This window comes from Methylobacterium nigriterrae, from assembly GCF_037106235.1.
Lineage (GTDB): Bacteria > Pseudomonadota > Alphaproteobacteria > Rhizobiales > Beijerinckiaceae > Methylobacterium > Methylobacterium nigriterrae.
Genome location: NZ_JBAWTG010000364.1, coordinates 1 through 1,405 on the forward strand (window position 1 = coordinate 1; position 1,405 = coordinate 1,405).

A 1,405-nucleotide genomic window follows, 5' to 3' on the forward strand; every position below is an offset into this window, starting at 1 on the left:
TCGATCACCTGGGAGCGACGCATACGGTAGAGAGCGCTCCTCTCGGCCTCAATGCCCGCGAGGCGTAGACGCTTCTCCATGGCTGCGAGTTGCTGAAGGCGGGTGGCTTCTGCCCGCCCTTCGGCGGTCAGGACCGTCACGCCTTCGTAGCGATCCATCGCCCTGGCGCCGGCCTCGACGGCAATCGAGGCGTCTTCGTACTCCTCGACGAGACGATGCTGCAGAGCCTCAATGGCCTTCACAGCATCATCCCGAGCGGCGGCGCGGGCTGCATCCTCCTCGGCATCCTGGCTCGGCTCAGGCGGCAGCCGTAGGCCCCTCAGCAGCGGCGGCAGCACTGTGCTGGCGAGCAGAAGCGAAGTCAGGATAACGCCCATCGCCAGGAGGATGGTGAGGTCACGAGCCGGAAACGGGCTGCCGTCCTTCAGGGTAAGGGGTAGCGTCAAGATGCCGGCCAGGGTGATGGCACCTTTGACGCCCGCGAGGGTCGTGGCAGCCACCAGGCGCCAGCCCATGGCATTGCGCTTCTCGCCGCGCCTGCGAGCCCCCAGGAGAACGAACTGGAGCGAGACCCAAACCCAAGCGAAGCGGATAGCCATCAGGCCCGCGGTTACCGCTAGGATCCAGGCGACGATCCAGCCGGTGCCCTGAACGTCCGCCTGCTCCACGGCATGCCTGAAAACGCTCGGGAGCTGCTCGCCCAGGAGAACGAAGATCGCCCCGTTTGCTGCCAAAGCCACGGTGTCCCAGACTGCAGTGCGGCGCACACGCGTCGAACCGAGGCTTCGCCCCTGGATCTCGACGTAGGTCATTGTGATGCCGGCCGCGACAGCGGCCAGGATCCCGGAGGCATGGACGTGCTCGGCTGCGAGGTAAGCTCCGAACGGCGTGAGCAGGCTGAAGAGGATCTGTAAACCGGGATCCTCCCCCGTGCGTCGGCGCAGCAGTTCCTGAATTCCAGTCAGAAGGAATGTCGTCACAGCTCCGATCCCGAGCCCCCCGATGGCGAGCCACAGAAACGTCGTCGCCGCCTCGGGCAGAGAGAACGAACCCGTCAGAGCTGCGGCGATGGCGAAGCGCAGGCAGACGAGGCCCGTGGCATCGTTGAGGAGCGCCTCGCCTTCAAGGATGTGCATCAGGCGGCGCGGAACGGGGGCTTGAGCCGCCACAGACGAGACCGCAATCGGGTCGGTCGGTGAGAGCACAGCCGCTAGTGCGAAAGCGACGGCGAGCGGGATGGCAGGGATCATCCCGTGGATCAGGATACCGATGCCGAGAACCGTCAGGGCGACCAGTCCAAGTGCCAGCGCCAGAACGGTCTTTCCGTCACGGAAGAGATCGCGTTTGGGGATGCGCCAGCCATCCAAGAACAGGAGCGGAGGCAGGAACACCAGGAAGAAGATCT

Annotated in this window: 1 protein-coding gene; it reads right to left on the minus strand. The window is 65.3% G+C overall.

The annotated features are described in order from the left end of the window. Positions 1-1,391, minus strand: a 1,391-nt coding sequence (locus WDW90_RS37090) for a Na+/H+ antiporter (protein WP_336492720.1), incomplete at its 3' end; no start/stop codon positions are given. Positions 1,392-1,405 lie beyond the last annotated feature (14 nt).